The sequence below is a fragment of the Rhodophyticola sp. SM2404 genome (assembly GCF_053570515.1).
Window position 1 is genome coordinate 1 of sequence record NZ_JBSEDL010000008.1, and the last position, 24,868, is coordinate 24,868.

A 24,868-nucleotide genomic window follows, 5' to 3' on the forward strand; every position below is an offset into this window, starting at 1 on the left:
GGCCTGTCAGCACCTCAACTTGCCTCAGCTTAACAACAATCTCTTCAGGCTTCGGTCTCGTAATTCCCATCTTCGATTCTCCGTTTTCCTAACTATAGGGACGGACCAATTCAAAGGGGGAGGCTCAAGCAGCCACATCAGCATGAAAGAGGCCATCATCGCTGTGACAAAATCGGCATAGGCGACTTTCCAAGCGCCGCCGTGATGACCACCGCCTGCCACAACCTTCTTGCGTTTGATGATAATCGGGCGTGTGCTGTTATCGACCATCCTGCCTGCCTCGTGACTCGTCGCAAGCGGTGTACAGGCTGAGGGTGAATAGGCGTTTAACGAAACGGGTAAGACATTTTAGTACAATAGGACGCAGGCTGTTGAATTTTTGTTGCGCTGCAAGTGCGAAAGAATTACACCCTTCCTGACCCAAATTTAGGAGGCGATCCATGCCCCGTGACATCGAATCAATGCCCGATAGCGCTGTAATCCTGCCTGATCTTCTGGCGCTTACCAGTGCCTCCGTTCCACCTGCCGAGGCGCTTTTGACCCTTGCTACGGATGCCGTGCGGGGCATGGTTTGCGTCGATGGAAAAGTCTCGGGCGCCTTGATTGAAGAACATCAGATGGCCGCGCATGGCTTGGCTTGGATCGCAACTTATGTCGAATCCCTGCGCCAGATGCAGGGATGGGCCGAGCGGCTTCAGGCGGAGGGTAAATTCGGCGAGGTGGAACAACTGCTCCACCAGATCGCTTTTGGGGAATATCTCTGGCAGCTCTATGGTGGCATTCCGATCAGCCAAGGGGAAATGCTGCGCCTGCAAGATTTGGGGCTGAGCCAGCAAGACCAGAATGTCTTGATGACACCCGAAGTGATGGAGCTGACGCAAAAGGCAAATACCCAAGCGGCACGCAGCCGTTTGGTTGAGTTGATGCAGGAACGCGCGGCTGAAAATACGGTCGGGGCCTCGGGCCTTGATGATGAGCTGGAGATGATCCGCGAACAATTCCGCCGCTATGCCGTCGAAAAGGTCGAGCCTTTCGCCCATGACTGGCACCTCAAGGATGAACTTATCCCGATGGACGTCATCGAGGAATTGGCCGAGCTTGGCGTCTTTGGCCTGACCATCCCCGAGGAATATGGTGGCTTTGGCCTGTCGAAAGCTTCGATGTGCGTGGTCTCGGAAGAATTGTCGCGCGGGTATATCGGGGTCGGCTCGCTGGGGACGCGTTCCGAGATTGCTGCGGAATTGATCATTGCAGGCGGTACCGAGGAACAAAAACAGCATTGGCTACCGGCGCTCGCGTCAGGGGAAAAGCTGCCAACGGCGGTGTTCACAGAACCCAATACCGGCTCAGACCTTGGCAGCTTGCGTACCCGCGCGGTCAAGGACGCGCAGGGCGACTACAAGGTGACGGGTAACAAAACTTGGATCACCCACGCCTCGCGCACCCATGTGATGACGCTGCTGGCGCGCACGGACCCAGACAGCAGCGATTATCGCGGCTTGTCGATGTTCCTTGCCGAAAAGACACCAGGCGATGATGCACACCCCTTCCCCACCGAGGGAATGACAGGTGGCGAGATCGAGGTTTTGGGCTATCGCGGGATGAAGGAATACGAGCTTGGCTTTGATAACTTCCATGTCAAAGGCGACAACCTTCTGGGGAGCGAGGAAGGTCAGGGTTTCAAGCAATTGATGCAGACCTTCGAATCGGCGCGTATCCAGACAGCGGCCCGTGCAATCGGTGTTGCGCAATCCGCTTTGGATGTGTCGATGCAATACGCCCAAGACCGCAAGCAATTCGGCAAATCGCTGATCAATTTCCCGCGCGTCTCGGGCAAGCTGGCGATGATGGCCGTCGAAATCATGATCGCGCGCCAGCTCACCTATTTCTCGGCGCGAGAGAAAGACAATGACCGCCGCTGCGATCTAGAAGCGGGCATGGCCAAGCTCTTGGGCGCGCGGGTGGCATGGGCCGCTGCGGATAATGGATTGCAAATTCATGGTGGCAACGGCTTCGCGCTTGAATACAAGATTAGCCGTATCCTGTGTGATGCGCGCATCCTGAATATTTTCGAGGGTGCCGCTGAAATTCAGGCTCAGGTTATCGCGCGCCGTTTGCTCGGCTAAACGCCATGGCCTGCGCCGCGCGCCTTTGAAAGGGCTGCTTATGCGTAAACTGGCCATGGCTTTGGGCCTGACAGCAGTAAGCTTGGTTTCGGGGTGCCAGATGGCCCCCGCAACGCCAACGGGTGTCTGGTATCTGACCGGCATGGGCGAAGGCGATGCGCCACGCGGCGTAACCCTCGAGATCGCGCCTGACCTTAGCTTTTCGGGGCAGGCACCTTGCAATACCTATCGTGGCCAAGCCAGCCTTGAAGGCGATAACTTTTCTATCGGGCCGATCATGGCGACACGGATGGCCTGTGAGGATCTTGATGCCGAGGTGATGTATCTGACCTATCTGGGCGCGGTGCAATCGGTCGCTTCAGATGGGGACAGGCTGTCGCTGACCACCGCGCAGGGTGTTTTGTTGAGCTTCAGCCGCTAATCCCGCGCGCCACGAGGTCTACGAGGCGGGTCCGCGCCGAGGGGATCGTCTTTTCACCCAAAGCGGGTGCGACGCGGGTATCAAGGAAATGCCCTGTCAGGCGCAAACCAGCGGCCAGTTCTTGCGGGCTGGCAGGCCCTGTGCCTTGCAGGAATTTGGGCAAGGGAAGCAGCCTGTCCTTCCATTCGCCAGCCGCGTGCTGCGCAACGGCGCGGCCTGTTCTTGGCGAGACGAAGGCCAAATCCTGAGTTGCACCGCTGACGGCGCATTGGCTCAGATCTAGGCCGAAGCCCAATTCCTCCAGCAAGGCGACTTCCCATGCCACATAGGCCTCGGCCCAATGCGATGCGCCAAGCCCGTCCAGCAGCGCGATAGAGCGCGCATAGAGGGCGGGGTGCGCCTCGCGTTCGGGTAAGGCAAAGCTCAATAGCGCGCAAACCGCGTTCAGCCCTGCCAAGGCGAACCTGTCTTCCATAACATCAGCCGCGCGGCCCTTCTTCGGCTCGACCGTGAAGCTGCCCAGATGTTCCGACAGTCTTGCGCGCCAAGTTGCATCAAGCTGCGCGCCGGTTTGAAGATGGGGTGCCATTTTGCGCGAGGCCCCGCCCCTTACGACGCCTGCGTAGCGGCCATGCTCGGCCGTAAAAACTTCGATGATGGCAGCGCTTTCGCCATGCCGTCGCACAGAGAGCAGCACCGCCTCTGACCGCCATTCCATGCGTTACTTTCCCTATTGCCTGCACCGTTGTCCATCCGATCACGGCGTGGCAAGCTGTGATCATGAGGAATGCGGTTGAAAATTCGGCCCTGATCATGCGGGCATGTGCTGCTGCGGTTGCTCTATTCGGCCAATGTGCAAAGCAGGTGTCTGTTCGAAAGGGTATATGCTTGTGATTTAACGGGTCCGAGTATCGATGGCGGGGTGACAGTATTTCTCAGTATGATATTTATGGCATGTGTCACCATTGTAATAGGTATCGGCTTTATTCTGCTCAGTCGGTTCGCAAATCTGCGGCCTTGACGCGAGTTTTAAAAATTTGGGATCCGAAAACGGGTCTTGCGGACGGGTGTTATCCATGGGTGCGAGATGAGTTTAGGGCGTGATCAGGCCTCGGTGGACGAGGCGGCTTCAGAGATCGAATATTATATGCAGAACCTCCCGCTTGCGGGGCGGGCTTCTGCTGCATTGCTGGCTTTGATTTCTTGCATAGTGATCTGTTTGCTGTGCCTTGCTGCTTATTACATGGACCCAATCAGCTATGTGGATGCTATTTGGGAAGGGTTTCGGCAAATGGCCGTGATTGGCGCTGCCCTTCTGGCGATCACCCTAATCACGGTGGCCATTACAGGGCGTCTGAGCAAGGCCAATCACGTGATCCTCGCCTCGCATTTGACGGCCCTCGTGATGATGTCCCTGATCTACCATTTCTACTATGCCAATCAGGGGGGTTCTTTTTTACCGAGATCATCGGCTACCAGTTGATCCACACCCTCTTGGTCTTGCTGTTGTTTCTCTGGTGGGCGGCTTTCGCCTCGGTGCGAGCGCTCGAGTATTGGGATATTCCCGCACTTGGCCTATGGCCTGCAATCTATCTTGCCTATCTGATGTGGCGAGGCTCTCTGGATGGTGGGTATATCTACCCGTTTCTCGACCCTACGCTTTTGGGGCGTGAGGTGGTCGCCTTGGTCATGATTGCAACGGTGCTTGGGTATTGCGTGGTGGCGGGATTTATTGTGCTGCTGACGCGGTTCTTGGCGCGGTGACGACCCGCGACAAGACGGTGGATGAACGGCCTCAGCTCAGCCCTGTTTCATCCAAAAGATGCCGCCCCGCGCGATCCTCCACCTCGATCACCCAGATATCGGGGTCAAAGCTTTTCTGGCGTTCAATAGTCTGATCGACCCCTGTTTCCACGCCATCGCTCAGCACGACCCAAGCCCGTTCCCCTGAGAGCAAATCAAAGCTGCGCTGGAACAGTTTTGCATTCCCATCAAGGGTATTGAGTTTGATCAGAACGGCCCCTGCCGTGGTGTCACCTTTGGATGTCACAAAGGCGGGAATGTCGGCCAGCCTGAGGCGTCGCAAATAGGCATGGACCCAGAATTCGGTTGCAAGCCTCGGCTCGCTCATGCGCCATCCTTGAAATTGAGGCCCATCTCGGAATAGCGCTCGGCTTCATCCAGCCAATTGGGGCGGACTTTGACCTGCAGGAACAAATGCACCTTGCGGCCCAAGAACTCCTCCAATTCCTCGCGTGAGGCTTTGGACACGCCCTTGATCGTCTCGCCACCTTTGCCAAGCAGGATGCCCTTATGGCCATCGCGCGCGACATAGATGATCTGGTCGATCCGCGCCGACCCGTCCTTGCGCTCTTCCCAGCTTTCCGTCTCGACGGTCAATTGGTAGGGCAGTTCCTGATGCAGGCGCAGGGTCAGTTTCTCGCGGGTCATTTCCGCGGCAATCATCCGCATGGGCAGATCGGCGATCTGATCTTCGGGGTAGAGCCACGGGCCTTCAGGCATCGCATCGGCCAGCCAATGGCGCAGGTCATCCACGCCATAGCCACGCTCGGCCGAGATGATGAAGGTCTTCTCGAAAGGATAGGCCTCATTCATCTGCTCGGTCAGGGCCAGCAATGTCTCAGCCTCGACCTTATCCAGCTTGTTGATGGCCAGTGCCACGCGGCGGCCCTCGGACCTTTCCAGCAGCCCGTCAAGAATGGCGGTGACCCCATCGGTCTTGCCACGATGTGCTTCGATCAAAAGAACCACGACATCGGCATCGGCAGCCCCTGACCAAGCGGCGGCCACCATGGCGCGGTCCAACCTGCGGCGCGGGCGAAACAGGCCGGGCGTATCCACGAAAACAATCTGGCTTTCGCCTTCCATGGCGACACCACGGATACGCGCCCGCGTGGTCTGGACCTTATGCGTCACAATCGAGACCTTCGCCCCCACCATACGGTTGAGCAAGGTCGATTTGCCTGCATTTGGCTCTCCGATGAGAGCAGCGAAACCAGCGCGGGTTGTCATATGGTGTGCGATCCTCATAGCCACGGGGGCTGTGTTGCGATTGGGGCCTAGTAGCCGAAAGCAATGGCAATGACCACAAGTCTTGCTTGCGTGATGTAGCGCAAAAGCGGTATGGCGGCAAAACCAAACAACAAAGGGGAAAGCCATGACGGCGCAAATATTCATCGACGGCGAAGTTGGAACGACGGGTCTTCAGATCCGCGCCCGCCTTCAGGGCCGCGATGACCTGCGCCTGATCTCGCTCCCCGAAGATCGCCGCAAGAACCTTGATGCAAGGCTGGAAGCGGCTGAAGCGGCTGATGTGGCCATTTTGTGCCTGCCTGATGACAGCGTGCGTGAAATCACGCCTGAACTGGCCAAGCTGGGAACGCGGGTGATTGATCCGTCCTCGGCACATCGGGTTGCCCCTGATTGGAGCTATGGGTTTCCCGAGATATCGGCCCAACTACGGGCTGATATTGCCGAGGCGCAATTTGTCTCGAACCCCGGTTGCTACCCGACAGGGGCTATAGCCTTGATCAAACCTTTGATCGATGCGGGCCTGATCGCGGCGGATGATGCGCTCTGCGTAAATGCTGTCAGCGGGTATACCGGTGGCGGCAAAGCCCTGATCGCCGAGTTTGAAAATGGCGATGCCAGTGGCGTGTTCGTCTATGGCACGGGCCAGAACCACAAACATTTGCCCGAGCTAAAGCTGCGCTCGGGCTTGAGCAAGGCGCCGATCTTTGTGCCATCGGTCGGGCAATATGCCCAAGGCATGATCGTGCAAATCCCGCTGCATCGTGAGGCAGGATTTGCACAGGCTGCGTTCAAGGCGCTTGAGGCGCATTATAACGGGTCGAATTTTGTGAAAGCTGTGCCGCGCGAAAGCATGGGCGCACGGATTGATCCACGGCGTCTGAATGACACCAACCGCTTGGAAGTGACGGTCGATAGCAATGCCGATGGCAGCGCCACTGTGCTGATCGCGGTTCTGGATAATCTGGGCAAAGGCGCCTCGGGCGCGGCTGTCCAGAACCTCAACATCATGTTGGGCTTGGACGAAACCCTGTCTCTGTAAATCCAAATGGCCCGTGACCCTTTCCTAGGGGCGCGGGCTTATTTGTCTTTGAGCTGTTCAAGAAGGCTGCGGGCCGCGGCTTGTTCAGCCATCCGCTTCACTTTGCCTTCTGCGCGGGCTGTTTCACCCGTTTGCAAAGCCACCTGAACCGTGAAGATCGGTGCGTGATCGGGGCCTGACCGCGAGATTTCGGAATAGATTGGCGGGGTCTGGCCGCGCGCTTGCGCCCATTCCTGAAGCGATGTCTTGGCGTCGCGCGCATCATCTTGAACATTGGCAACGCGGTTCTGCCATAAGGTCTGGACCAAGCTGCGCGCCACTTCAAAACCTGCATCCAGATAGACGGCGGCAATCACGGCCTCCATCGCATCCCCCAGCAGCGCTTCCTTGCGGCGGCCTCCTGTGACCATCTCGGATTTGCCAAGCTTCAGCACCGAGCCGAGATCAATATCGCGTGCGACATCGGCACAGGTTTCCTTGCGCACCAGAGCGTTGAAACGCGGGGCCAATTGGCCTTCTTTGGCAGCGGTATCTTGGGCCAGCACGGCTTCGGCAATCACAAGGCCAAGCACGCGGTCACCCAGAAATTCCAGCCGTTGATTATCGGGCCGCGTCTCGGACGAGAGTGAGGAATGGGTCAGCGCGCGCACCAGCAAAGCGGGGTCGGAAAACTCATGTCCCAACCGCTCGGAAAAGGCCTTTAATTCACGCGCTAGTTTCAATCGATCGCCCTGAAGAAACGGTCTGCACGCCATGTCCAGAAATAGATCATACGCTCACCCGCCGAAGAGAACATGACCCGATCGGCACGACCAATGATATTCTCGGACGGCACGAAACCGACACCCCCGATAGAGCGTGGGAAGCGGCTGTCTTGCGAGTTGTCGCGATTGTCGCCCATCACAAAGAAATGCCCCTCGGGGACCCTGAATTCCTGTGTGTTATCGGCAAAGGCATTGTCATCGATATTGAGGATCGAATGGGTCACGCCATTGGGCAATGTCTCGATGAAACGGTCCTTCTCGCATTCGCCGCCCTCGCCCACGGGCGCATTGGTGCAGCGCGGCATATGCCCCATCGGGCCTTGTGATGCGAAATCCTCGATAAAGGGATCTGTGGGCTCCTGCGTGGCGGCTTCGCCATTGATATAGACCACACCATTGCGCACTTGGATCACATCACCAGGCAGGCCCATGACACGTTTGATGAAGTCGGAATTATTCGTCGGATGGCGGAAGACCACCACATCGCCCAATTCAGGCTCGGAGCCAAAAATCCGCCCCGAGATAGGGCAGGCGGCAAAGGGGCAGGAAAACCGCGAATAGCCATAGGCCATCTTGTTCACAAAAAGGAAATCGCCAATCAGCAATGTATCCTTCATGGAGCCAGAGGGAATCCAGAAGGGCTGGAAGAACAAGGTGCGAAACACACCCGCAATCAGCAAGGCATAGACGACGGTTTTAACAGTTTCCCAGAAACCGTCCTTTTTAGCAGCGGGTTTTGCCATTCATCTTGCCTCTTTGATACGGGGCTTCAAAAGTTGAGGAGTTCATGGGCCGCGCGGCGGGGCGAGTCAAGCAAGCGGTCGTGCTGGAGGCTTGGCCATGCCGGGCAAAGCGTCCAATTCGCCCTCGGGCAGTGCCTCGATCACCACGAAGGCCTGCGCCCAAGGATGATCATCGGTTAGGGTTACATGGATGACGGTTTCATACCCGTCCGGCGTCATCTCCTTCAGGCGCTCTTTGGCCCATCCCGAGACATGCATAACGGGCTGGCCTGTGCGAAGATTGGTCACCGCCATATCCCGCCACGCGATCCCCATGCGCAAACCCGTGCCAAGCGCCTTTGAGCAGGCCTCCTTTGCGGCCCATCTTTTGGCATAGACGGCGGCAGGGTCGGTCATGCGTTCGGCGCGCGTCTGCTCGGTCTCGGTGAAAACACGGTTGCGGAACCTGTCGCCAAAACGATCAAGCGTTTTCTGAATACGCTCGATATTCGCAAGATCGGTTCCAATTCCGAGGATCATTCAAATCGCCTTGTCATCAATTCTGCCCGCAGATGGATGGCTCATCCACGTGCGGCATCCATACAGCGCCGCATCTCGGCCAAGGCCTCAGGCAGGCCCACAAAAACCGCCTCACCAATCAGGAAATGCCCGATATTGAGCTCCATCACCTCGGGCATAGCCGCGATCGGGGCGAGGTTATCATAGGTCAAACCATGGCCCATATGGATTTCCAATCCCAACTCGGCCCCCAGTTTCGCGCCAGCCACAAGGCGCTCCAATTCGGCGTCACGCTCGGCGGTTTTGCCCTCGGCATGAAAATCGCAATAAGCGCCTGTATGCAGTTCGATCACAGGCGCACCGATGCGGGCCGAGGCTTCGATCTGCGCGGGATCAGGGGCGATGAACATGGAGACACGAATGCCAGCTTCCTTGAGGGGCAGGATGAAGTCGGTCAGGCGGTTCTGATCCGCAGCCACTTCCAAGCCCCCCTCGGTCGTGCGTTCCTCGCGCCGCTCGGGCACGATACAGGCCGCATGGGGTTTGTGATCAAGGGCAATGCGTTGCATTTCATCAGTGGCGGCCATCTCGAAATTCAGCGGGATGGTGATGGCTTCCATAATCGCGGAGATATCATCGTCGCGGATATGGCGGCGATCCTCGCGCAGATGGGCCGTGATGCCGTCAGCGCCCGATTGCTCGGCCAGACGCGCCGCGCGGATGGGATCGGGCAGGGCACCTTCGCGCGCATTGCGTAAGGTGGCCACATGGTCAATATTCACGCCAAGTCTCAATCGGTTGGTCATCGTCATCCGCTTTCGGTTGTCCCAGGTCAGAACCTAGTGGTTTGTGCCCGAGGCGCCAGCCTGTTCCCGCATCTTTCTGATCTTCTTTTGCATCCGTGCGACGCGGCGCTTTTGATAGGCGCGAATGACGGGAACACTCAGATAGTAGCAAATGATGCCGCAAATAACGCCGGGAATGATGCCACCGACCATCCATGGGAAAAACACATCATCATAGAAGATATGCAACTCGTCCCAATGCGCGCGCTCATGGGTGAAAACCGCTTGGATATTGTGCCAAAGATCCCCTAAAGCGCCGCCAAATTTATGGAAAAGCCCGTCCTCGACGCGCCCGCGCATTTCAGTGCCAAGCATGAAATGGCCGAACTCAAGCGAGACCAAAGCGATTGGAACATAGGTCAGCGGGTTGCCGACAAAGGTCCCCAAAAGGGCTGCAAGGATGTTGCCGCGCACCATCTTGGCCAGCACCGCGGCGACGACAAAGTGAATCCCGAAGAAGGGTGTGAAAGACGTAAAAGCGCCCACAAATATCCCGCGTGCAATGCTTTCGGGCGTTCCGGGCAAACGGCTGAGCCGATGTTGGACATATTGGAAGGCACGGGTCCAACCACCGCGCGGATAGACCCACTCGGTTAGAATACGGGCCCAAGGGCGTTGATCCCTACGTTTGAACACTTCGACTAATCCTGCCCTCTCTTGGCGGGTGAGGGTCAGGGTCTTCTATCGAGATCCTGATACCGCTCCATCTTGGCAACATCACTATCGGCTTCGATTGCCATCATCACAGAATGCAGATGTTCTGCATCCCGCACATCTACATCAATCAGAAGGCGGAAGAAGTCCGGTTTGCGATCCATGAAATGCAGGTCCGAGATATTGGCATTTTGCTCGCCAATCAATGTGCAGATACGACCGAGCACCCCATTATCGTTAGATATCGTAACGTTAATGGTCACATTATGCACCGCGGCGTGGCGGCCTTCGGTCCAGTGCAGGTCAATCCAGCGTTCGGGTTGGTCGTCAAACTCGGCCAAGGCCTCGCAATCAATGGCGTGCAGAACAGGCCCGCGGCCACGATAGGTGATGCCGACCATCCGTTCGCCCGGAACAGCTTGGCAGCATTGCGCGCGGTTCACCTGTGCGCCAGGCGGCAGGCCGATCACGGCGCGGCGGGCCTCGACCTCGGTTTCTTCGTTATCCGAGACCAGTTCGGGGTAAAGCTTTGCCACCATGTCCCGCGCGGAAATTTCGGCAGAGCCGATCCGCGCCAGCACTTCGGTTCCATCAGGCAGACCAAGGGCTTTGGCGACCGTATCCAAAGCCTTGGGGGTCGCTTTCTTGTTCACATGCTCAAAGGCCACGCGGGCAAGCTCTTGGCCCAGTTTCACATAACGCCCGCGATCTTCCTCGCGCAGATTTCTGCGAATGGCGGCCTTGGCGCGCCCTGTGACCACGATATCAATCCAAGTGGCTTGCGGGCTTTGACCATCGGCAGTGGAAATCTCGACCGACTGGCCGTTTTTCAGCCTTGTCCAGAGAGGCACGCGGATGCCATCCACCTTGGCCCCAACGCAGGAATGCCCGATGCGCGTATGGATCGAATAGGCGAAATCAAGCGGCGTCGCGCCTTTCGGCAGCTTCACCACATCGCCTTTGGGCGTGAAGCAGAACACCTGATCCGAATACATCTCAAGCTTCACATGTTCGAGAAACTCGTCATGATCCTCGGCCATCTCGAAACGCTCATTCAGCGTCGAGAGCCATTTTGCAGGATCAACGGCAAAGGGGTTCTCGCTGCGCACGCCATCGCGGTAAGACCAATGCGCAGCCACGCCCGCTTCGGCCACCTCATGCATCTGCTTGGTGCGGATCTGGATTTCCACGCGCTTGCCATCGCGGCCCGAAACGGTCGTATGGATCGAGCGGTAGCCGTTCGATTTTGGCTGGCTGATGTAATCCTTGAACCGCCCCGGAACCGCGCGCCATCTTTGATGTACCGCGCCAAGCACCACATAGCAGGCATCATCGCTATCCACGATCACACGGAAGCCGTAGATATCCGAGAGGCGCGAAAAGGCGAGGTCTTTTTCCTGCATTTTGCGCCAGATCGAGAACGGCTTTTTCGCGCGTCCGAAGACAGAACCCGTGACGCTATGCTTTTCCATCACCGCTTCGATATCATCGGTGATCTTGCTGATCACATCGCCCGATTCTTTTTGCAGCGATACAAAGCGGCGCATGATCGAGCTGCGCGCCTCGGGGTTGAGCACCTGAAAGGACAGGTCCTCCAATTCCTCACGCATCCATTGCATACCCATGCGACCCGCCAGAGGCGCGAAGATATCCATGGTCTCATGCGCTTTGACGACCTGTTTTTCGGGGCGCATATGCTTGATCGTGCGCATATTATGCAGACGGTCCGCCAGCTTCACGAGGATAACGCGCAAATCCTTGGACATAGCCATGAAGAGTTTGCGGAAATTCTCGGCCTGTTTGGTCTCGCGGCTGGAGAGCTGCAGATTGGTCAGCTTGGTCACGCCATCCACCAGTTCGGCCACATCTTCGCCAAACAACTCCGTCAGCTCGGAATAGGTGCCTTTGGTGTCTTCGATCGTATCATGAAGAAGTGCCGTTGCGATGGTTGCATCATCAAGGCGCATTTCGGTGAGGATGGCGGCAACGGCCACGGGATGGGTGAAATAGGGCTCGCCCGAATGGCGTTTCTGCCCTTTATGCATCCGCGACGCATAATCATAGGCGCCCCGAAGGAGCGCCTCGTTACATTTTGGATTGTAGTTGCGGACAAGGTTAATCAGGTCTTCGGCGTCTAGAGTGCCAAGCCGATCTGATCGGTTCCCGTCCATCAAAGCCCTATGTCAGCTTTGACCCTGCGCTTCCATAAGGGCGCGCAGCATCTGCTCTTCGGACATATCGTCCTGAGCGGGGCGATCCTGCTCGACGCCTTGGAGAAGAGCCATTGCATCTTCTTCAGGCTCGTCGACCTCGATCTGGGTCTGGTGGGATTCGATAAAGCGCTCACGCAATTCATCGGCAGTCTGTGTCTCATCCGCGATTTCACGCAGGGCAACAACAGGGTTCTTGTCGTTGTCACGGTCGATCGTCAGTTGCGAACCAGCTGTAATCTCGCGTGCACGATGTGCAGCAAGCATTACCAGTTCAAACCGGTTCGGTACCTTATCAACGCAATCTTCAACGGTCACGCGGGCCATTTGGATACTCCGAAATCATTGTCGGGAGGAAACTCAAGCCCCGTACCTAGCCCTCAAGTGCCGGAAACACAAGGGCAGAAAGCCCTATTTTCAGGCGGAAAGCGGTACAATGCCGTCCAATTCCTGCGGGGCAAGTTCGGCCAGCATTTCCGATACCGTCTTTTCAAGGACAGGATGGCGCCATTCGGGCGCGACATCGGCCAGTGGCATCAAAACAAATCCCCGCTCGGACAGGCGCGGATGGGGAAGGATCAATTGCTCGGGCGCGGTTTGTGCGGCCTCATCCACGCTCAACCCGTGCCAAGCCTGCCATGTCGCGAGATTGGGCAGGACCTGATCCTCAATCGCTATCAAATCAAGGTCCAGACCGCGCGCGGCCCATCTTGTTAACCTATCTCTGCCAAACTCCGATTCGATGTCATGCAGGATCGTGAGGATTTTTTGCGCAGGGGCGCTTCCTTCCAGTTTCAGCGCGGCATTCACGAAATCAGGGCCGGACCCTTTCGGAAATGCAGGCGTCCTAAAGAAACGGCTTTCAACTTTAGGGATTTGGATTCTTTCGGAAATCTGGCCGATCGCGGCATGCAAAACCTCGGCAGGTCCCTGTTCACCAACGGGCAGATTGGACCCCAACGCGATCAGTATCATTCAATTTTTCCGATATCTTTCGAACACTTGCGCATGTTGAGTGATCACCTATTTTTGTCAGCATTGTCGATCGTAGGTCTATTTGAAGAAATTCTTATCCCCATTCACGATAGGCACAAACACTCACAGGACGATTAATTATGTTTTACAGAGACGAACGGCTCGCGCTGTTCATTGATGGCTCGAATTTATATGCCGCCGCCAAAGCACTCGCTTTCGACATTGACTACAAGTTGTTGCGGCAGGAATTCATGCAGCGCGGCAAGTTGTTGCGGGCGTTTTACTACACCGCTCTTCTTGAAAATGACGACTATTCGCCGATCCGCCCTTTGGTGGATTGGTTGAATTATAACGGCTTCACCATGGTGACCAAGCCAGCCAAAGAATTTACCGATAGCCAGGGTCGCCGCAAGGTGAAGGGAAACATGGATATCGAACTGGCTGTGGATGCGATGGAAACCGCAGAGCATGTGGATCACATTGTGTTGTTTTCTGGCGATGGTGATTTTCGCCCGCTAGTCGAAGCGATCCAGCGCAAAGGCGTGCGGGTCTCGGTTGTGTCGACGATCCGGTCAAACCCGCCAATGATTGCGGATGATCTGCGTCGCCAAGCCGATAATTTCATCGAGCTGGATGAACTCAAGGATGTTGTCGGGCGCCCCCCGCGTGACAACCAAGGCGGCGATAATCACGACGGCGCCATGGGGCAGCCTAGCTAAATACAGCGATGGCCCGAGACCTGTCTCGGGCCGTCACTTGCCCTTGGGGCTATCGGTCAGGAAACGGGTGATCGTTGCGCCAAGGTCGAGCATGCGAACGGGCTTCGTCAGGAAGGCATCCATGCCATGATCCAGCCCGCGCTGCCTGTCGCCGCTGATCGCATCTGCCGTGATGGCGATGATCGGCACGCGCGGCTTGCCGTTTTCTTCTTCCCAAAGACGTAGCTGGCGCGACATCTCGAACCCGTCCATCAGCGGCATTTGGAAATCGGTCAGCACAAAGTCGAATTCCTCGGCTTTCAAAGTGCGCAGGCCTTCCTCGCCATTATTGGCGACCTGTGTCTCATAACCGAGCGAATGTAGCTGCGCGACGAGAACGGTCTGGTTCACCTCATTATCTTCCACAACCAAGCCGCGTTTTCGGCTGGCTTTGGTTAAACCTACTTTTTTAACAGCAGCATCCCCGTCAGGGGGTTGGTTGGAGAAGCTATCGATATGCTTGAGCTGGCTTGGAGGCGTGACATGTTCCAAGCCTTCTTTTTTGATCTCGGGCTGCTCGGACAAAATGCTCAAGGCGCTGAAGAATTCGCTCAAGAGCGTTGGCCGCGCGTTGAGAACATAGCGATTGGGCGCAATATGGCCCGAGCGATAGGTGCGCAAATAGGTAAAGGCGAGCAATTTTACTTGCTCAAAGGCGGGATCTTCCTCGATGGCTTTCTGGCTTTTGGGTTCATCCAGCGATGCAAGAAAGATTGAGGCTTTGGGTTGGCTCAGAACGACGTCTCGAAAATCCTCGAAAGTCTCATACCATTCGACCTTTGCCTTGGCGGCGCCAGCATAACTGTCGACACCTTTTTTCCACAGGTCATCCCGCGGCCATGCGTGAATTGTGTAGCCCTCAAGATCGGGGGCGGTTTGGGTTGATTGCGGCAAGGTCAGCGGCATCTCAAGACGGATTGTCGTGCCCTCATTCGGCGCGCTTTTAACGTCGATCGTTCCTTGCATATTGTCGACCAACCGTTTGACGATTGTCAGGCCAAGCCCCGTTCCACCGGTCACGCGCGAGGCTTGCTCAGAGGATTGCGAGAAGGGTTCGAACATTTCCTTTAGGAAGCTGTCACTCATGCCGACACCATTGTCGTCAACTTGGATGCAGAAGCTGCTTTGCGAGCTTTTGGTGACCCAGAGAATGACCTCGCCTCTCTCCTGCCCCTCAGCGCGGGCCTTGCTTGAGAACTTGATGGCATTGGACAACAGGTTCAACGTGATCTGACCAAGTCGCCCGCCATCTGTATAGGTGGTTTCGGGTAGGCTGGGGTCGAAATAGAAGCGTAAGATAACGTCCTTCTCATCCGCAAAGCCGCGCATGACTTCCACGACGCTTTCCATCTGGGCCATTAGATTGGTCCGCTTCGGGATGATCTCCAGTTTGCCAGCCTCAATCTTCGAGACATCCAGAACATCATCGATAATCCGCAGCAGCGCAAAGGAGCTCCGTCTTGCCGTTGTCAGTAGGCGGCGTTGCTCATGTGACAGGTCGGTATTGTCGAGGATTTCCATCATGCCAAGGATACCGTTCATCGGCGTCCTGATTTCATGGCTCATAGAGGCGAGGAATTCGGATTTTGCATTATTCGCCTCAACCGCTTCGTTCTTCGATTTGTTCAATTCCGCGTGATAGGCCTCGGTCACATGGCCAAACAACAGCAGTTCCGTCGCGATGATGAGGAAGGTGGTGAAATAGATGGCGTATTTGATCGTTTCTGCCAAATCGGGTGATAAATAGGGCCCGCCGAAGAAATCAGCACCAAGATACTCAACCGTTAACCAAGTTAGACCCGTCAGCGTCAGCAGTGTCAGAATGGGCCTGCGACCACTGGTTGAGGAAAAAACCAGAAATGGACCTGCAATAATCGTCACATAGAGAAATTCTACATCCGAACCGGCGGGGGCAATGAAGAAGGATGATGTAATCAGGACCCACGCCGAAAAATACCAGATCAGCTTGCCGATGAAGCCATAGCCACGATTTGTCAGCAGATAGGCCGCCACGACGGAGGCACCTGAAAAGCTGGCAAGCACAATCATCAATGGCTGGCCAATAATGATGCCCCAAACACACCAGACAAAGGCAACTGCTGTCACAATTGAGCAGGCAAACATCAAGGAACGCAGCCGCAGTTCTTCCAGAGGGTTTTCCTCAGAAGTCTTTGATATGCTTGGCATAAAGGTCTTGGTCATGGGTCGGTTCGTTAGTCCTTTGGCGCGCAGCTGAAACTATTTGCAATGCTGCGATGCTCTTTGTTCACCAACAGTATCCAAGTGGTCCTTCGCAATTGTTCAAAAGACACAGACATTACGCGAAAGTTGTTTCTGTGGTCATTGCCGAAGCAAGTTAGCGTCCTCAGAGTCGAATTCTAGGATATTAAAAATAACGTAGGGTCGAAATACGGTGGAAAAACGACGTGAAAATTTTACCTCCCCCTTATTTTATGGCCTTGGGATATAATCAAAAACAAGGTTTTTCTCGCGCAGTGCCGTGATGCGCTGGACGCTGGGGGCGCAGCTTCGTAATCTGGTGGCAGAACAAGATCGGGTCCTGCCATGTCGAAGCCACCATTAACCATTTTCCTCGCCGCGCCTCGCGGGTTTTGCGCCGGTGTTGATCGGGCAATCAAGATCGTTGAGATGGCCTTGGAGAAATGGGGCGCACCCGTTTTTGTGCGTCACGAGATCGTGCATAACAAATACGTCGTTGATGATTTGCGCGACAAGGGGGCCGTTTTTGTAGAAGAGCTGGATGATTGTCCGCCCGACAGGCCGGTGATTTTTTCCGCCCATGGTGTTCCGAAATCCGTCCCCGCCGAGGCTGCGCGCCGCGAGATGCTTTTTGTGGATGCAACCTGCCCCTTGGTGTCCAAGGTGCATATCGAGGCCGCGCGTCATCATGAGAACGGGCTTCAAATGGTCATGATCGGCCATGAAGGCCATCCCGAAACCATCGGAACGATGGGGCAATTGCCAGAAGGCGAAGTGCTGCTTGTGGAAACGGTCGAGGATGTCGCCACAATCGAGGTGCGCGACCCCGAAAACCTTGCTTTCGTGACGCAAACAACACTCTCGGTTGATGATACGATTGATATCGTTGCAGCACTGCAAGCGCGGTTCCCCAAGATTGTCGGGCCGCATAAGGAAGATATCTGCTATGCCACAACCAACCGTCAGGAGGCCGTGAAAGCCATGGCGCCAAAGGCGGATGCGATGCTTGTGGTGGGCGCGCCGAACAGTTCCAATTCCAAGCGTCTCGTCGAGGTTGGCGCGCGCGCAGGGTGCAAATATGCGCAACTGGTGCAGCGCGCGAGCGATATTGATTGGCGTGCCTTGGACGGCATTACATCCATGGGAATTACCGCAGGGGCCTCGGCGCCCGAGGTGCTGATCAATGAAGTGATTGATGCCTTCCGTGACCGATATGATGTGAGCATGGAACTGGTGGAAACCGCTGTCGAAAACGTCGAGTTCAAGGTGCCCCGCGTCTTGCGCGAGACTGCCTGAACGCTTTGCCCATATGCGCCACCGACAAGCCCTTGCCCAAGAGGCCCGCATCGGCCAGAAGCGCGCCATGACGCGCATTCCATTTTCCGCCCTTGCCCTTGGCCTCGCAGGCCTGCTGCCGTTTCTTTACGGTGTGGCCACGCTGATCTGGCCCGAGCTTTCCAGCATTGGTCGCATCTGGGCCAATAATTTCGAGGGCGTCTATATTCTGCAGATCTACGGGATCACGATCCTTTGCTTTATGGCAGGCGTGATCTGGGGGTTCGCCGCCAAGGCTGAAGGGCAGATGATGACAATCGGGCTGGTCCTGTCTGTGCTGCCCGCGCTTTTTGTATTCTTCTTTGCCTTCTCCAATCCGCAGGCGGGGTTGATGGCGCTGATCTTGGCCTTTATCGGCCTTTTGGCGGTTGATTTCTGGTGCCAAAGCCAAGGCCTTGCGCCTGTTTGGTGGCTGAAGCTGCGCCTCTTGCTCACCGCGATTGTTGTGGCCTGCCTCGGGTTTGGAGTGCTCTATGCCTAAGCTATATGCCTATACCGATGGGGCTTGCTCCGGGAATCCGGGGCCGGGTGGCTGGGGCGCGCTCTTGCAAGCAAAGGAGGGCGAGGCCGTTGTGAAGGAACGCGCCCTCAAAGGTGGCGAGGCCGACACAACCAATAACCGGATGGAGCTTTTGGCTGCGATCCATGCGCTGGAAGCCCTTGAGCGCCCGTCAAAGCTGACGGTGGTGACCGATAGCGCCTATGTGAAGGGCGGCATCACCTCGTGGTTGTTCAGTTGGAAGAAGAATAACTGGCGCACCTCCACGCGCAAACCTGTCAAAAACGAAGACCTATGGCGCCGCTTGGATGAGGCGGCATCGCGCCATGATGTGACGTGGGAATGGGTCAAGGGCCATGCGGGCCACCCCGAGAACGAGCGCGCCGATGAATTGGCGCGCGAAGGCATGAAGCCGTTCAAGCCATGACGGCCACACTCGCCCTTGATTATGCCTCGGTTCTGGTCTTCGCGCTGACAGGCGCGCTTGTTGCGTCGCGTGCGCAGCTTGATCTGATCGGGTTTTTCTTCATCGCCTGCCTCACGGCGGTCGGCGGCGGCACCTTGCGGGATTTATTGTTGGACCGCGATCCTGTGTTCTGGCTGGCCGATCCCGTGCCTTTGGGTCTGGCTTGCGCTGCAGCGGTTGTTGTTTTCTTTGGCGCGCATCTTCTGGAAAGCCGTTATGCCGTGATCCGCTGGCTTGATGCGGCGGCCTTGTCTGTGGCGGTTGCCGCTGGGGTCAGTGTCGCGCGCGAGATGGAACAATCGGCAGCTATCGTCTTGGTGATGGGGGTGGTCACGGGCACCTTCGGCGGCTTGATGCGCGATGTCGTTTGCAATGAGGTGCCCTTGGTCCTCAAACAGGGTGAGCTTTACGTGACGGCCGCCGCCGCGGGCGCGGGTGCGGCCTTGATCGCCGCGGCAGTGACCGACCATGCTTTGGCCCCGATCCTTGCCTGTATCATTGCGACATTTGCCTTGCGCGCGGGCTCACTGGCCTTCGGCTGGAGCCTTCCCGTCTACAAGCCCCATCCACCGCGCACCAAATAGGGCTATTTCCGCCGTTGGTTGCGCCGGCGCGATGCCCATTCAGTGGGGATAAGGACAAGTGCCGCCGAGGCCCCGATGATGGCATCTATGCCCGGAGAGCCGAAGGACAGATGGAACATCACCCGCGCCATAAAGACGACGATGACAGCGCCAAGCGCAATCAGAACGGAGGGGATGACCCCGTTATGGGTGATCCCCCAACGCTCGAAAAAAAAGCCAATAAAGCCGCCAATCATGAGCGACCCGAAAAACGCGAAGAACCCCATCACTCTTCCCCTAAAATTGAACCCTTGGGCAAAGGCGTCCCGCGCAAGAAATCCTCGCTGGACATGCGGCCTTTGCCTTCAGGTTGCACCTGTGTGATCTCCACTGAGCCTGTGCCGCAGGCAACCGTCAAGCCCGACGAGACACTGCCCGCCACGCCTGAGCCTAGGTTAGTGCGGCTGCGCAGCAGTTTAACCCGCCGCCCATTGATCATGCTCCAAGCGCCTGGAAAGGGCGAAAGCCCCCTGATCTGGCGGTCGATATCACTGGCGTCACGGCTCCAATCAATGCGGGCTTCGGCTTTGTCGATCTTGGCGGCATAGGTCACGCCCTCATCGGGCTGGGTTTGGGCAGAAAGGGTATCGATCTGCTCTAGCGCCTCGGTGATGGCCTGCGCCCCAAGCGCAGACAGCCTGTCATGCAGCTCGCCTGTGGTTTCCTCAGCGCCAATCGCAACGCGGCGCTCCAGCAAGACGGGGCCAGTATCCAGCCCTGCCTCCATCTGCATAATGCATACGCCCGTTTCGGCATCGCCCGCCATGATCGCCCGATGGATGGGGGCCGCGCCGCGCCAACGGGGCAGAAGCGAGGCGTGGATGTTGAGGCAGCCTTTCGCAGGCGCATCCAGAACCGCCTGTGGCAGGATCAGCCCATAGGCGACGACCACAGCGATATCGGCATTCAAGGCTGCAAACTCTGCCTGTTCTTCGGCACCCTTGAGGCTGACGGGGTGGCGCACAGGCAGGCCAAGCTCTTCGGCGCGGGCTTGCACGGGTGTGGGCCGATCTTTCTTGCCGCGTCCTGCGGGGCGGGGCGGTTGGCAATAGACGCAGGCAATCTCATGGCCTGATGCAACCAGCGCATCCAGCACCGGAACCGAAAAATCAGGCGAGCCCATAAACACCACACGCATCGGCCTAACCCCCCAATTTTCGCGCGCGCTTGATCAGCATATCGCGCTTAAGCTTGGACAGATTGTCGATATAGAGCTTGCCTTCCAAATGATCGATCTGGTGCTGCACACTGGTGGCCCAAAGCCCGACCAAATCCTTTTCAACCCGCGCGCCCGTCTCATCGGTATAGCCGACAGTCACGGCGCGGGGCCGCATAAGTTTCGCGGAGACACCAGGCAGGTTTGGGCTGGCTTCCTCATGCTCGTGTAATTCGACGCTGGCATGGAGGATTTCAGGGTTGGCCATGCGGATCGATTTGCCGCGTTCATTGCTGGCATCAACCACGGCCAGCCGCAGCATCACGCCGATCTGCGGGGCAGCCAGACCAACGCCGGGCATGGCATCCATGGTTTCGATCATGTCCGTCCAGATGGCGCGGATATCATCTGTGATCTCGCCAACAGGCTCTGCCTTACTGGAGAGCCGCTTGTCCGGGAATATTACGAAGGGTCGTTGCGTCATTGGCCGCCTCCCGAGACGTTCACTCGGACTCGCGCGCCCGCTCGCGTTTAAATTTTTGCATTTTGCGCGTGATCATCTGACGCTTGAGCGGTTTGAGGTAATCAATGAACAAAACGCCGTTCAGGTGATCAATTTCGTGCTGTACGCAGGTGGCCCATAGCCCGTCAAAGCTGTCTTTCTTGAGGTTCCCATCCCTATCGAGCCACGAGACGGTGATCTCTTTGGGGCGCTCGACATCTGCATAGACATCGGGAATGGACAAGCAGCCTTCCTCATAGACGTTCTTCTCATCCGAGGAGGCGATGATTTCGGGGTTGAACATGGCCATTGGGCGTGGGGGCGCGCCTTCCTCCTTTTCGCAATCCAGTACGATCAAACGTGTTGAAATACCGATCTGGGGCGCGGCCAAACCAATGCCGGGGGCAAGATACATCGTCTCGAGCATATCATCCGCAAGCACCCGCAATTCGTCTGACATGTCAGCGACGGGATCGGCCAGTTTCTTCAGGCGGGGATCAGGATGGATCAGGATCGGATGTTTCATGGGCGCTGAGATAGGCGATTAGGATCGAACGCGCAACGGCATGGGACAAACGATCACCATCTTGCGCAGCCGCCATGATCACGAAAAAGTGGCGCAGAACAGGTGATCGGAGATTGCGGTGGCGCAAAGCGCGCCTTTAGCCGTGATCCCACGCCACAGATTTGGGGCATAAGGATAGAAGAATGAGCTTTGATGACATCATTGATCGGCGCGGTACGCATTGCGTGAAATGGGACGGGATGGAGGGCCTTTATGGCGTCAGCCCTGAGGAAGGCATCGCAATGTGGGTCGCCGATATGGATTTTCGTCCCCCACAAGTGGTGCAGGATGCACTGCAAAACATGCTGGATCATGGCATTTACGGCTATTTCGGTGATGATTCCAAATATCGCGCCGCCATCGGGTGGTGGATGAAGGAACGCCATGGCTGGGAGATCGAGCCTGAGTGGATTTTCACGACCCATGGTTTGGTGAACGGAACATCCATGTGCCTTGATGCCTTTACCAAGGAAGGCGATGGCGTGGTTTTGTTCACGCCTGTCTATCACGCCTTTGCCAAGGTGATCCGTGCCTCAAACCGCGATCTGGTCGAATGTGAAATGGCGCTGGTCGACGGGGCCTATGCGCTCGATATCGAGGCATGGGATGCGCAGATGAAGGGGCATGAGACTATGCTGGTCTTCTGCTCGCCGCACAATCCGAGCGGCCGTGTCTGGAGCCGCGCTGAATTGGAGGCGGTGGCTGATTTTGCCAAACGTCATGACCTCGTGATTGTCTCGGATGAGATCCATCATGATCTGCTGATGCCGGGCCAAACGCATATCCCTATGGCCCTGATCGAGGGGATTGCGGACCGTCTGGTTATGATGACGGCCACCACCAAGACCTTCAATATCGCGGGCAGCCATTCAGGCAATGTGATCATCCCCGATGAAGGGCTGCGCAAGAAATTCGGCGCACGCATGATGGCTTTGGGCCTGTCGCCCAATTCCTTTGGCCTGTTCATGGCGACCGCCGCCTATAGCCCCGAGGGGGCGGCTTGGGTGGATGAACTGCGCGCCTATCTGGCCGAGAATGCCCGCATCTTTGATGAAGGCATCAATGCCATTCCAGGCTTGCAGTCGATGCCTTTGCAGTCGACCTATCTGGCATGGGTGGATTTCTCGGGCACAGGCATGTCGCGTGATGAGTTTACCAACCGTGTCGAGCAAGGTGCCAAGATCGCGGCCAATCACGGACCAACCTTCGGCAAAGGCGGGGATAACTTCCTGCGCTTCAATATCGCCGCGCCGCGCGCTGTGATCGAAGATGCGGTTGCGCGGATGCAAAAGGCCTTTGCGGACCTTCAATAACCGATCAAATGAATTGCGCCGCATCGCAGCACTTGCATGCCGCGGCGCAATATCATATCCGCAACGGAGTGATTAACGAAACTTCCTTGCGTAGAGGATTCCCTCATGAGCTTCCGCCTCCAGCCCCAGCCTGTTGCCCGCCCGAACCGTTGCCAGCTTTTTGGCCCCGGATCGAACACAAAATTGTTCGAGAAAATGGCGGCTTCGGCGGCCGATGTGATCAATCTTGATCTGGAGGATTCGGTTGCCCCCGATGATAAAGCGCAGGCGCGCGCCAATATCATCAAGGCGATTGGCGAGGTGGATTGGGGTAGCAAGACGCTCAGCGTGCGGATCAACGGGCTGGATACGCCCTATTGGTACCGCGATGTGGTCGATCTGCTGGAGCAAGCCTGCGACAGGCTGGACCAGATTATGATTCCCAAAGTGGGATGCGCGGCGGATGTTTATGCGGTGGATGCTTTGGTCACGGCGATTGAAACTGCCAAGGGCCGCAGCAAGCCTGTTTCCTTCGAGGTGATCATCGAAAGTGCCGCTGGCATCGCCCATGTCGAGGAAATCGCCGCCTCCAGCCCGCGCTTGCAGGCCATGAGCCTTGGTGCGGCTGATTTTGCGGCCAGCATGGGGATGCAGACAACGGGGATCGGTGGCACGCAGGATAATTACTATATGCTGCAGGGCGAGCAGCGCCATTACAGCGATCCGTGGCATTGGGCGCAGACAGCGATTGTTGCGGCTTGCCGCACCCATGGCGTTTTGCCCGTGGATGGCCCATTCGGGGATTTCTCGGATGATGAAGGCTACCGCGCGCAAGCGCGCCGTTCGGCAACGCTTGGCATGGTCGGGAAATGGGCGATCCACCCCAAGCAGATCGCATTGGCCAACGAAGTCTTCACCCCCTCAGAGGAGGCCGTGGCCGAGGCGCGCGAAATCCTTGCCGCGATGGAAGAGGCCAAGGCCAGTGGTTCGGGGGCCACTGTCTATAAGGGACGGCTGGTCGATATCGCGTCGATCAAACAGGCCGAAGTCATCGTCAAACAATCCGAGATGATCGCGGGCGGCTAACGCCGCTTACAGGTTGTGTTGCATCCTGCGCGCTCCAAGGCCATATAAGCCCAAGGCCGGCGTAAGGATGTGACATGAACTATCTCGACTTCGAAAAACCCCTTGCTGAAATTGAAGGTAAGGCCGAGGAATTGCGGACGCTCGCGCGCCACAATGAAGAGATGGATGTCGAAAGCGAAGCAAAAGCGCTCGACAAGAAAGCCGCGGATATGCTCCGCGAACTTTATAAGTCACTGACACCATGGCGGAAATGCCAAGTTGCGCGCCATCCTGATCGCCCTCATTGCCGCGACTATATCGAGGCGCTTTTCACTGAATATACCCCTCTGGCGGGGGATCGTAACTTTGCAGATGACCATGCTGTCATGGGGGGACTTGCGCGGTTCAACGACCAGCCTGTCGTCGTGATCGGCCATGAAAAAGGCCATGACACCAAAACGCGGATCGAGCGGAATTTCGGCATGGCACGCCCCGAAGGCTACCGCAAGGCGGTACGTCTGATGGATCTGGCCGATCGTTTTGGCCTGCCCGTGATCTCTCTGGTCGATACACCCGGTGCCTATCCCGGCAAGGGCGCGGAGGAACGCGGCCAGTCCGAGGCGATTGCGCGCTCGACCGAGAAATGCCTCCAGATTGGCGTGCCTGTGATCAGCATCATCATTGGTGAAGGCGGGTCTGGCGGTGCGGTTGCATTCGCGACCTCGGATAAGCTCGCCATGCTCGAGCATTCGATCTATTCCGTGATCAGCCCTGAGGGCTGTGCCTCGATCTTGTGGAAAGATGCCGAGAAAATGCGCGAAGCGGCGGAAGCCCTTCGCCTGACCGCGCAGGATCTGCAAAAGCTTGGAATTTGCGACCATATCATCAAGGAACCGCTTGGCGGTGCACAGCGTGATCGGAGTGAAGCGATCAAATCCGTTGGCTCGGCGATTGCGGCGCTTCTGGCGGATATCAACGCCGATGACAGCGCGGCCCTAGTCGCATCGCGCCGCAAGAAATACCTCGATATGGGATCAAAAGGGTTGGCCGCATAAGCG

At 56.9% G+C, this 24,868-nt stretch carries 29 protein-coding genes and 1 pseudogene; 13 read left to right on the plus strand and 17 right to left on the minus strand.

Annotated features, from left to right (window positions below):
* Window positions 1–126: 126 nt before the first annotated feature.
* Window positions 127–270 (minus strand): annotated as a pseudogene (locus ACTYEO_RS12290) (flagellar motor protein MotB); the annotation flags it as partial.
* Window positions 271–440: 170 nt separating this feature from the next.
* Here ACTYEO_RS12290 and ACTYEO_RS12295 point away from each other — a divergent pair.
* Together ACTYEO_RS12295 and ACTYEO_RS12300 are read left to right on the plus strand one after the other, a co-directional pair.
* Window positions 441–2,126: an acyl-CoA dehydrogenase family protein gene (locus ACTYEO_RS12295; RefSeq protein ID WP_449324040.1), complete on the plus strand. Its 1,686-nt coding sequence runs from the start codon at window positions 441–443 to the stop codon at window positions 2,124–2,126.
* A 40-nt stretch (window positions 2,127–2,166) separates the two neighbouring features.
* Window positions 2,167–2,547 (plus strand): META domain-containing protein, encoded by a 381-nt coding sequence (locus tag ACTYEO_RS12300; RefSeq protein WP_449324041.1) that lies wholly within the window; start codon window positions 2,167–2,169, stop codon window positions 2,545–2,547.
* Here ACTYEO_RS12300 and recO read toward each other — a convergent pair.
* Entirely contained in the window at window positions 2,537–3,265 is a 729-nt protein-coding gene (gene recO, locus ACTYEO_RS12305) for a DNA repair protein RecO (RefSeq protein WP_449324042.1), read from the minus strand. The genes ACTYEO_RS12300 and recO overlap by 11 nt on opposite strands.
* A gap of 369 nt (window positions 3,266–3,634) precedes the next feature.
* Between recO and ACTYEO_RS12310 the strand changes: the two genes are divergently transcribed.
* Window positions 3,635–4,030, plus strand: coding sequence for a hypothetical protein (locus ACTYEO_RS12310; protein ID WP_449324043.1), 396 nt, complete (start codon window positions 3,635–3,637; stop codon window positions 4,028–4,030).
* A complete protein-coding gene (locus ACTYEO_RS12315) occupies window positions 4,027–4,311 on the plus strand; it encodes a Pr6Pr family membrane protein (RefSeq protein WP_449324044.1) in 285 nt (94 codons plus the stop codon). Before ACTYEO_RS12310 ends, ACTYEO_RS12315 begins: the two co-directional genes overlap by 4 nt.
* Window positions 4,312–4,342: 31 nt before the next feature.
* Here the strand turns inward: ACTYEO_RS12315 and ACTYEO_RS12320 are convergent, their stop codons facing one another.
* Both ACTYEO_RS12320 and era read right to left on the minus strand, forming a co-directional pair.
* A complete protein-coding gene (locus ACTYEO_RS12320; protein ID WP_449324045.1) occupies window positions 4,343–4,678 on the minus strand; it encodes a DUF1491 family protein in 336 nt (111 codons plus the stop codon).
* On the minus strand, window positions 4,675–5,580 hold the full coding sequence (era, locus tag ACTYEO_RS12325) for a GTPase Era (RefSeq protein ID WP_449324046.1): 906 nt from the start codon (window positions 5,578–5,580) through the stop codon (window positions 4,675–4,677). Before era ends, ACTYEO_RS12320 begins: the two co-directional genes overlap by 4 nt.
* 145 nt (window positions 5,581–5,725) lie before the next feature.
* On the opposite strand from era, the gene argC reads away from it, so the two are divergent.
* Window positions 5,726–6,640 (plus strand): N-acetyl-gamma-glutamyl-phosphate reductase, encoded by a 915-nt coding sequence (argC, locus tag ACTYEO_RS12330; protein WP_449324047.1) that lies wholly within the window; start codon window positions 5,726–5,728, stop codon window positions 6,638–6,640.
* 38 nt (window positions 6,641–6,678) lie between these two features.
* Here argC and rnc read toward each other — a convergent pair whose 3' ends face one another.
* The 8 genes from rnc to folK all read right to left on the minus strand — a co-directional run bounded on the left by rnc (window position 6,679) and on the right by folK (window position 13,329).
* Complete coding sequence (rnc, locus tag ACTYEO_RS12335) at window positions 6,679–7,362, minus strand: ribonuclease III (protein WP_449324048.1); 684 nt, start codon at window positions 7,360–7,362, stop codon at window positions 6,679–6,681.
* Window positions 7,359–8,147 (minus strand): signal peptidase I, encoded by a 789-nt coding sequence (gene lepB / locus ACTYEO_RS12340; protein ID WP_449324049.1) that lies wholly within the window; start codon window positions 8,145–8,147, stop codon window positions 7,359–7,361. Before lepB ends, rnc begins: the two co-directional genes overlap by 4 nt.
* A 66-nt stretch (window positions 8,148–8,213) precedes the next feature.
* The gene (gene acpS, locus ACTYEO_RS12345; RefSeq protein ID WP_449324050.1) at window positions 8,214–8,666 is read right to left on the minus strand and encodes a holo-ACP synthase; all 453 of its coding nucleotides are present in this window, start codon (window positions 8,664–8,666) and stop codon (window positions 8,214–8,216) included.
* 41 nt (window positions 8,667–8,707) lie between these two features.
* Window positions 8,708–9,457 carry a pyridoxine 5'-phosphate synthase gene (locus tag ACTYEO_RS12350; RefSeq protein ID WP_449324051.1) on the minus strand — a complete coding sequence of 250 codons (750 nt, stop codon included), beginning with the start codon at window positions 9,455–9,457 and terminating at the stop codon, window positions 8,708–8,710.
* Window positions 9,458–9,484: 27 nt separating this feature from the next.
* Window positions 9,485–10,126 (minus strand): DUF2062 domain-containing protein, encoded by a 642-nt coding sequence (locus ACTYEO_RS12355; protein ID WP_449324052.1) that lies wholly within the window; start codon window positions 10,124–10,126, stop codon window positions 9,485–9,487.
* 35 nt (window positions 10,127–10,161) lie between these two features.
* On the minus strand, window positions 10,162–12,315 hold the full coding sequence (locus tag ACTYEO_RS12360) for a RelA/SpoT family protein (protein WP_449324053.1): 2,154 nt from the start codon (window positions 12,313–12,315) through the stop codon (window positions 10,162–10,164).
* A 12-nt stretch (window positions 12,316–12,327) separates the two neighbouring features.
* Entirely contained in the window at window positions 12,328–12,681 is a 354-nt protein-coding gene (gene rpoZ / locus ACTYEO_RS12365) for a DNA-directed RNA polymerase subunit omega (protein WP_449324054.1), read from the minus strand.
* Between the two features lie 90 nt (window positions 12,682–12,771).
* Window positions 12,772–13,329, minus strand: coding sequence for a 2-amino-4-hydroxy-6-hydroxymethyldihydropteridine diphosphokinase (gene folK, locus ACTYEO_RS12370; protein WP_449324055.1), 558 nt, complete (start codon window positions 13,327–13,329; stop codon window positions 12,772–12,774).
* A gap of 140 nt (window positions 13,330–13,469) precedes the next feature.
* Between folK and ACTYEO_RS12375 the strand changes: the two genes are divergently transcribed.
* Window positions 13,470–14,048 carry a LabA-like NYN domain-containing protein gene (locus ACTYEO_RS12375; RefSeq protein ID WP_449324056.1) on the plus strand — a complete coding sequence of 193 codons (579 nt, stop codon included), beginning with the start codon at window positions 13,470–13,472 and terminating at the stop codon, window positions 14,046–14,048.
* A gap of 33 nt (window positions 14,049–14,081) precedes the next feature.
* On the opposite strand, the gene ACTYEO_RS12380 is transcribed toward ACTYEO_RS12375, so the two are convergent.
* Window positions 14,082–16,289 (minus strand): ATP-binding protein, encoded by a 2,208-nt coding sequence (locus ACTYEO_RS12380; RefSeq protein WP_449324057.1) that lies wholly within the window; start codon window positions 16,287–16,289, stop codon window positions 14,082–14,084.
* A 363-nt stretch (window positions 16,290–16,652) separates the two neighbouring features.
* Here ACTYEO_RS12380 and ispH point away from each other — a divergent pair, with 363 nt between their 5' ends.
* Genes ispH through ACTYEO_RS12400 form a run of 4 tightly spaced genes read left to right on the plus strand, consistent with a single transcriptional unit; the run spans window position 16,653 to window position 19,191 of the window.
* On the plus strand, window positions 16,653–17,603 hold the full coding sequence (gene ispH / locus ACTYEO_RS12385; protein ID WP_449324058.1) for a 4-hydroxy-3-methylbut-2-enyl diphosphate reductase: 951 nt from the start codon (window positions 16,653–16,655) through the stop codon (window positions 17,601–17,603).
* A 13-nt stretch (window positions 17,604–17,616) separates the two neighbouring features.
* On the plus strand, window positions 17,617–18,123 hold the full coding sequence (locus ACTYEO_RS12390; protein WP_449324059.1) for a DUF3429 domain-containing protein: 507 nt from the start codon (window positions 17,617–17,619) through the stop codon (window positions 18,121–18,123).
* The gene (gene rnhA / locus ACTYEO_RS12395) at window positions 18,116–18,568 is read left to right on the plus strand and encodes a ribonuclease HI (RefSeq protein WP_449324060.1); all 453 of its coding nucleotides are present in this window, start codon (window positions 18,116–18,118) and stop codon (window positions 18,566–18,568) included. Before ACTYEO_RS12390 ends, rnhA begins: the two co-directional genes overlap by 8 nt.
* The gene (locus ACTYEO_RS12400) at window positions 18,565–19,191 is read left to right on the plus strand and encodes a trimeric intracellular cation channel family protein (RefSeq protein WP_449324061.1); all 627 of its coding nucleotides are present in this window, start codon (window positions 18,565–18,567) and stop codon (window positions 19,189–19,191) included. Before rnhA ends, ACTYEO_RS12400 begins: the two co-directional genes overlap by 4 nt.
* Window positions 19,192–19,193: 2 nt before the next feature.
* On the opposite strand, the gene ACTYEO_RS12405 is transcribed toward ACTYEO_RS12400, so the two are convergent.
* The 4 genes from ACTYEO_RS12405 to def (ACTYEO_RS12420) are packed head-to-tail and all read right to left on the minus strand — an operon-like array spanning window position 19,194 to window position 21,414.
* A complete protein-coding gene (locus ACTYEO_RS12405; RefSeq protein ID WP_449324062.1) occupies window positions 19,194–19,457 on the minus strand; it encodes a hypothetical protein in 264 nt (87 codons plus the stop codon).
* Window positions 19,457–20,368, minus strand: a complete 912-nt coding sequence (gene fmt, locus ACTYEO_RS12410; RefSeq protein WP_449324063.1) for a methionyl-tRNA formyltransferase — start codon at window positions 20,366–20,368, stop codon at window positions 19,457–19,459. Before fmt ends, ACTYEO_RS12405 begins: the two co-directional genes overlap by 1 nt.
* 4 nt (window positions 20,369–20,372) lie before the next feature.
* Window positions 20,373–20,870: a peptide deformylase gene (gene def, locus ACTYEO_RS12415; protein ID WP_449324064.1), complete on the minus strand. Its 498-nt coding sequence runs from the start codon at window positions 20,868–20,870 to the stop codon at window positions 20,373–20,375.
* A gap of 19 nt (window positions 20,871–20,889) precedes the next feature.
* The gene (gene def / locus ACTYEO_RS12420) at window positions 20,890–21,414 is read right to left on the minus strand and encodes a peptide deformylase (RefSeq protein WP_449324065.1); all 525 of its coding nucleotides are present in this window, start codon (window positions 21,412–21,414) and stop codon (window positions 20,890–20,892) included.
* Between the two features lie 182 nt (window positions 21,415–21,596).
* On the opposite strand from def (ACTYEO_RS12420), the gene ACTYEO_RS12425 reads away from it, so the two are divergent.
* The 3 genes from ACTYEO_RS12425 to ACTYEO_RS12435 all read left to right on the plus strand — a co-directional run bounded on the left by ACTYEO_RS12425 (window position 21,597) and on the right by ACTYEO_RS12435 (window position 24,865).
* Complete coding sequence (locus ACTYEO_RS12425; RefSeq protein WP_449324066.1) at window positions 21,597–22,766, plus strand: MalY/PatB family protein; 1,170 nt, start codon at window positions 21,597–21,599, stop codon at window positions 22,764–22,766.
* Window positions 22,767–22,871: 105 nt separating this feature from the next.
* Window positions 22,872–23,831, plus strand: a complete 960-nt coding sequence (locus ACTYEO_RS12430) for an L-malyl-CoA/beta-methylmalyl-CoA lyase (protein WP_449324067.1) — start codon at window positions 22,872–22,874, stop codon at window positions 23,829–23,831.
* Window positions 23,832–23,905: 74 nt separating this feature from the next.
* Window positions 23,906–24,865: an acetyl-CoA carboxylase carboxyltransferase subunit alpha gene (locus tag ACTYEO_RS12435; RefSeq protein WP_449324068.1), complete on the plus strand. Its 960-nt coding sequence runs from the start codon at window positions 23,906–23,908 to the stop codon at window positions 24,863–24,865.
* Window positions 24,866–24,868: the final 3 nt, after the last annotated feature.